The organism is Bacillus sp. EKM202B (assembly GCF_011066025.1).
Lineage (GTDB): Bacteria > Bacillota > Bacilli > Bacillales > Bacillaceae_G > Bacillus_A > Bacillus_A toyonensis.
Genome location: NZ_JAAMNK010000147.1, coordinates 1 through 224 on the forward strand (window position 1 = coordinate 1; position 224 = coordinate 224).

At 36.6% G+C, this 224-nt stretch carries 1 rRNA gene; it reads left to right on the top strand.

The annotated features are described in order from the left end of the window. Positions 1-148: 148 nt before the first annotated feature. Positions 149-224: ribosomal RNA gene (rrf, locus tag G9F74_RS29800) — 5S ribosomal RNA — on the top strand; the annotation flags it as partial.

Genomic DNA, 224 nt, shown 5'->3' on the forward strand with positions numbered 1-224 from the left:
TGACATGTGGAGCTGACGAATACTAATAGATCGAGGACTTAACCATATAATATGTAGCAAATGTTATCTAGTTTTGAGAGAACATAAAAAAACTTGTTGACTTTTAAAGTGAATAAGTTATAATAATGATTGTCTCAAAAGAATAATGTCTGGTAATGATGGCAGAGAGGTCACACCCGTTCCCATACCGAACACGGAAGTTAAGCTCTCTAGCGCCGATGGTA